Source organism: Undibacterium sp. RTI2.2 (assembly GCF_035018705.1).
Classification (GTDB): Bacteria; Pseudomonadota; Gammaproteobacteria; order Burkholderiales; family Burkholderiaceae_D; genus Undibacterium.
The window spans coordinates 1-6,139 of record NZ_JASJXN010000081.1; the positions used below are offsets into that span (position 1 = coordinate 1).

The window sequence follows — 6,139 nt, forward strand, 5'->3', positions numbered from 1 at the left end:
GGCCGCTCCTTTCTCATCTATTTTGCGCTTCTCGCAATAAAATTACTCTCCGGTGTTTCGTTTTGCAAGAACCTCAATAGATAAAACATTATTTGTGTCTGAGGAGTAGTTATCGCAGTCAATTGGCAGAGGCTAGCAGTAACGTTGTCGCAATCACTACACATTAGCGCATCGGCAGGCGATTTTTAGTTTGTGTCCAGCATTCACCTTTTTCCGCACCTCGGTCATTCTTGCGTTTGGCTTATTACTGGCTTCGGGAGGTATAACTACCATCTGTTGATTCAACCGTTCATAAAATTATTAATATAAAACTCAATGATTGGGTTGCTTTTGAAAAGAATAGGGCCGTATTAAAAGAGACCGTTGAACAGGTGCGGATGAAAACTGTCTATCTCTCTCAAGACAATCCCCACCACTCCGGCATCAATCGCCTAATCTCAGGCTCCGCAAACCGATCATCAATCAAATAAATCACTCCTTGATCCGTCGTAGTGCGGATGACGCGTCCTGCTGCCTGAACTACCTTTTGTATGCCGGGATAAAGATAGGTATAGTCATACCCTGAGCCGAATAACTGCTGCATACGTTGTTTAATCTGCTCATTGACCGGATTCATTTGGGGTAATCCCAATGTCGCAATAAAAGCACCAATCAAGCGCGTACCAGGCAAATCGATTCCCTCACCAAAGACGCCACCTAAGACGGCAAATCCTATCCCATTACTGGACTCGGTGAAGCTCTCTAAAAAATGTTTTCTGGCGCATTCATCCATACGCCTTGTTTGTGTCCATATCGTGATTGATGGAAAGCGTTCTTGGAACAAACGTGCAACTTGATCCATGTACTCAAAGCTACTGAAGAAGGCCAAATAATTGCCCGGTGCTTCTTCATATTGTTGCGCCATTAAGGTAGTCATTGGGATTAAAGAATGATCACGGTCTGTATAGCGGGTCGATATTGTTTCAATGATATTCACAGCTAACTGGTTAGCGCTAAAGGGGGATTCCACATCGACCCATGCAGTGCTTTCTGGCATACCCAGTAAATCACAGTAGTAATTCCAAGGACTTAAGGTGGCGGAGAATAAGGCACTGGTATGTGTTGCTTTAAACCGAGGTTTGAGAAACGGGGCTGGCACGATGTTTCTGATGCAAAGTATCGAGTCGCCGTTCGTCGCTGTCGCGTCAAATAGTGAGTGATCTCCAAAGCTCTCACCTAAGCGATTAAAGAGTAAAGCATCGAAATAAAACTGCTGCAGTTCTGGACTAATGGTAATTGGATTGTCAGCAAAGTACGCGCCTATCTCAGAACAAAGTGTGCCTAAGGCTTTACCGAATTTATCTGGCAGTTCGGCATAAACGACATAAGCTTGCTGTTGATCGTTGCAGCGCTGTTGTTGCTGCTGGCTCTCCTGCGCTTTTTCTAATACGAGCCATTGGCGATGAAGCCGGTCTAATGACTTTTTTAAGTTCGTCGGTGCCTGCTTACGTGCCACTTTAATCTGTCGATGACACAGTTCTGCTGTGTACATGGTACGCGCTCTGGAAACCATGTTGTGTGCCTCATCAACGAGAACACCAATCTTCCAGGCATGACTAACGGTCAGTCCATACAACATGGCATTCAAGTCAAAGTAGTAGTTATAGTCGCCGACAATCACATCACACCATTTCGCCATTTCTGTACTGAGGTAATATGGACAGACCTGATGGGCTAAGGCGATTGAACGTAAGTTCTCTTGATCCAGTATCGGCACTTGTAAGGCTGCCGCGCGTGCGGAAGGTAGGCGGTCATAGAACCCTTTTGCTAAAGGACATGAGTCTCCATGACAGGCATTTTCAGGGAACTCACAGCCATTGGTTTTAGCGACGAGTTCCAGGGATCGTAAAGTCGTGCGTGGCAGGTGTTCTTGCAGCGTCTGAATTGCATGCAACGCTAACTGGCGGCCTGACGTTTTTGCGGCGAGGAAGAAGATTTTATCGAGATGATGTTCGGCACTGGCTTTGAGAATAGGAAACAAGCTGCCTATCGTTTTACCGATACCGGTCGGTGCTTGTGCCAATAAGCAGCAGGTGCGGTTACTGGCTTTGTAGATGGCCTCCGCCAGCTCACGCTGTCCCGCTCTAAATTGCGGATGGGGGAAACGCATCGCTTTTAAGGCGCCATCACGTTGTTCCCGATGTGCCAGCTCTTGTCGAGCCCAAGTTAAAAACTGATCACAAAGGCCATCGAAGAAAGACGCTAACGCCTGTGCAGTGTAGGTTTCTGATAGGGCTGTTTCTTGTTGGGAATCGACGTTGTAGTAGATCAGTGCGACATTGAGCTTAGAGAGAGCCAGCTTTTGGCAAAGCAAATGAGCATACACTTTAGCTTGTGCCCAATGCAGTTGCCGGTGATTCTCCGGCATCGTAGTCAAGTTGCCGCGATAGGTCTTGATTTCTTCTAGCTGTTGATGTTCAGGATCATAGCCATCCGCTCGACCTTTAACCAGTAGCTCTAAATAGCGGCCTTCGAGCCGGACTTCACGCTGGTAGCTGGCTGCTCTGCGGGACGTGACTTGCGTATGACCTTCTATCCCTTCTTGCGCCGAGGGAGATGGCGTAAAACGAAGATCGAGGTCACCTTGTTTTGCAATAAATTCACACAGAGCACGCACGGCAACAGTGTAGAGTTTGAGACTCACTGAGTTTCCTCAAGCCATTCGAGATAGCACACTGAGATTGGCATCTGATGTAGGGTGCAGTAGTCGATCAGTCGTTGCTGATTGTCTTGCAGACGGTCACCAGGACCTTTGACTTCAATCATGTTGTAACGCTGATCTTTTGGCCAGAACTGGATCAAATCAGGAAAGCCATTTCGGTTCGCTTTGATGTCAGACAAGATACGATGAAACCAATGCCGTAGATGCTGGGCAGGAATACAGGTTAATGCAAGATTGAGCAAGTCTTCATCTAAGGCACCCCAAAAGACAAAAGGCGATTGGATACCTTGTTTAGCTTGGTAGGTTTGACGTATGGAGGTACGGTAGTCATCAGAGTCGAGTTGTGCAAGGCAAACAGCAAAGTCGCTCTGTCGTCGTTGATGGAAATCAGCACTGGTTAAATCGACTGGCCCGCGGTGAAAAGGATGGAAGAACGCACCCGGAATCGGCTTAAAAATAGCTGTCCAACATAGCAAGCCAAATAGCGAATTGATCAGCGTGTTCTCGACATAGTAGACCGGTGCCTCTTCTTGCATCAGATAGTCTTTGACGACGCCTTCGACGTAAAACGACGTGTCGGGATAAGGTAGTCGGAGGGTAATGATGTCAGCTTTAGACATCGTTGATGTCACTGGTTTCTGATAGCCTAGCTTACGATTCAGGCGTGGCGCACTCCGCTGTAGCTGCTGGAGTTCGGCATCACTCTCAGGCGTGATAAGGGCCTCGTTGAGTAGTTGTAATGCAGCGGTGCTTTGCCCGGTCTTTTCTAATACGCGGATGGTACGCAGCCTGGCTCCTGGATAACGACTCATCTCATAAACCGCTAATGCTTGATCCCAGTCTTTTTGCTTTTCTGCTTGTTGTCCCAGCTGGAACAGGAGCTTATCGCGCCGTCGATTGATCCAGTCATTCTCGCTGGTGGTCTTTGCTAACTCACCGAGTACCAGTGCAATAGGTTCTTCCGCATGAAACAAGTCGCGACAGGCTTGCAGGGCAATGTAATCCTCGATATCACGACGCGTTTGAAATCCTCGCGACGCCATTGAGAATGGGATTGCCTCATAGCGATAAATACCGAGATCAGATAAGACGAATTCTGACCAGTCTTGCTGCCAATTACCAAAGAAGATCAGGCGCAAGCGGTCACAGAGGGCTTTGTTCTGGATATGCACTACTGATTCTTTTGAGGACGGATGCCAGGCTGAGAATACCTTTGCTTGGGTGCTGACACTCGGAAGATAGCCGCGAAGATAGTCTAGTTGTTCTGCCTTGCGGAGTTGTTTAGATGGTCCGATGAGTGAGAATAAAGCGACAATTTCTGGCTTTTGTAGAAGCTCAAAAAGCTGGTCTAACGTCAATATCGGATCAGGGTTAATCCATCCTACTTTAATCAAAGGCAACATCGCTTGATGTGTGTCACCTATCTCAAGATAGCTCAGTTTGCTTTGACGGAAATAGTCGCCTTTACGCATGACCGTGCGGACAAATAAGGCTTGTGAGGCTTGTGGCAAGTTACCGAAATCTGCAATGAAAGTGCGCTCTTCAGGAATTAACACATCATCGTATCGTTCACTGACCCAATCCAGTACTAGTTGGAAGTTACACAGGTAGTACAGCGGGTTTGGTAAGACTTGCTTCATTGCGGGATGTAGAGATTTTTAACTGTATATGCATACAGTTTATCTGTTTACCTTGGAGTTTGATAGTGACTGTTTTATGCGGGAGGCTCCTCTTATTCTTAATGTGTGTTTGAATCAAATCGGTGATTCAAAATTAATGCACTGGAAACGGCTTGGAATTTCTAAAAACACAACGTAAGTTAAGTTAAATTGATAATGGTGAGATTATTTTAAGAGCAGACTAATCCTAATAGCCAGCTCTCCAAATCATTGCAAGCTCCATGAAAGAGATTAATACTGAACACTTTGACCATCGGTTTAGAAAGTTAAGGATGGGAAAAGAATATTGATGATCGCGCTTTAATTCAGATGGAATCTAAAGCCCTGGGCGGCAAAGGATGCTGTATCTTTAAGAGAAGTACAATTGCTAAATTTCGGTTTAACTACAATGCAATGGGGCGTGACGGTCGTCACTTTTAGTTGCGTTGACCGGTTGAAATTACCACAGTTATCTTTAAAAACGAGCCACTACCGTAAGAGCTCGTTCAACATCGGATTGATTTACGTCGAGATGTGTCACCCAACGGATACGTCTGATCGGACCATCTTTGCTTTTTTGAATCCCGCTTGTCACACGAATATTGTTCTCTGCTAAATACGGCAAAAAGACGTTTGCGACATCGCTGGCAACATCCATAAACAATATATTCGTATGTGCAGGATGGACGACAGTCGAGCTTTCATTCAGCCTCGCATGAGTGCGGATAATCTCTTTTAGTCCGTTCGACAACATCGACGCATTTGCATGGTCATCAGTCAATCTTTGAACATTATTTTCTAGTGCATATATACTTGCCGCCGCCAATATTCCAGCTTGACGCATACCACCACCGAGCATTTTTCGTGTGCGTTTCGCCTGCGTAATGAAAGAGGAGGAACCAAGTAATAAAGATCCTATTGGCGCACCTAATCCCTTGGACAAACAAAGCGAGACAGAATCGTAGGACTGGCAGATGTTCTTCGCTTCCTCGATTGGATCGGTACTATTCTCTGTCGCGATCGATACTGCGGCGTTCATCAAGCGCGCGCCATCAATATGGGAGCGCAAACCATATTTTTTTGCCAGCATCTGGACATTACGCATATAAACGAGTGGCAGAACTTTGCCACCGGTCGTGTTTTCAAGAACGATAAGCCGTGTCCTTGCAAAATGAGGATCATCAGGCTTAATCGCGGATGCAATATCGTCAAGCGCTATCGTGCCATCTGGCTGATTTTCTAAGGGTTGTGGCTGAATTGATCCAAGCACTGCCATGCCGCCAGCCTCCCAACGGTACGTGTGCCATTGTTGACCAACTATCGCTTCGTCTCCGCGCTGGCAATGTCCCATCAAGGCGATCAGATTGGTTTGAGTGCCACTTGGTGCAAATAGAGATGCTTCAAACCCGAGCATCTCTGCCGCCATGTCTTGTAGTCGGTTGACGGTAGGATCATCTCCATACACGTCGTCACCTAAAGGCGCGTCGGACATCGCTTGCTTCATCGCGAGTGTGGGTTGCGTTACGGTATCGCTTCGAAAATCGCCCATGAATTTATTCCGATAAAAGATGGTTTGGTTTGAGACTTTTGAGTGATTGACTAGTAGATCTGTTATTTGCTGACTAGTCGTCAATTTATTGGAGAGTGCTCGACAATATCATAAGCAAAGCGAGTCGTTATCGTGACGATAAAAATAGGGAATCAGAGCTTCTTGCAAAATACCCAAACCAGTAAAGTCGAGCATGGGTGTGGCCACTGTTGCGATTGGTTTTCTTGTTTG

At 46.4% G+C, this 6,139-nt stretch carries 3 protein-coding genes; all 3 read right to left on the reverse strand.

The genetic code is table 11. From position 1 onward, the window contains the following. Positions 1 to 397: 397 nt before the first annotated feature. The 3 genes from QN395_RS20780 to ltaE all read right to left on the reverse strand — a co-directional run bounded on the left by QN395_RS20780 (position 398) and on the right by ltaE (position 5,908). Positions 398 to 2,683 carry an ATP-dependent DNA helicase gene (locus tag QN395_RS20780; RefSeq protein WP_323492955.1) on the reverse strand — a complete coding sequence of 762 codons (2,286 nt, stop codon included), beginning with the start codon at positions 2,681 to 2,683 and terminating at the stop codon, positions 398 to 400. After that, positions 2,680 to 4,341 carry a VRR-NUC domain-containing protein gene (locus QN395_RS20785; RefSeq protein ID WP_323492956.1) on the reverse strand — a complete coding sequence of 554 codons (1,662 nt, stop codon included), beginning with the start codon at positions 4,339 to 4,341 and terminating at the stop codon, positions 2,680 to 2,682. Before QN395_RS20785 ends, QN395_RS20780 begins: the two co-directional genes overlap by 4 nt. A gap of 493 nt (positions 4,342 to 4,834) precedes the next feature. Next, positions 4,835 to 5,908: a low-specificity L-threonine aldolase gene (ltaE, locus tag QN395_RS20790; protein WP_323492957.1), complete on the reverse strand. Its 1,074-nt coding sequence runs from the start codon at positions 5,906 to 5,908 to the stop codon at positions 4,835 to 4,837. Positions 5,909 to 6,139 lie beyond the last annotated feature (231 nt).

Coding starts and splice junctions, on each gene's coding strand:
- ltaE (WP_323492957.1), bottom strand. CDS start 5,908: ATGGGCGATTTTCGAAGCGATACCGTAACGCAACCCACACTCGCGATG.
- QN395_RS20785 (WP_323492956.1), bottom strand. CDS start 4,341: ATGAAGCAAGTCTTACCAAACCCGCTGTACTACCTGTGTAACTTCCAA.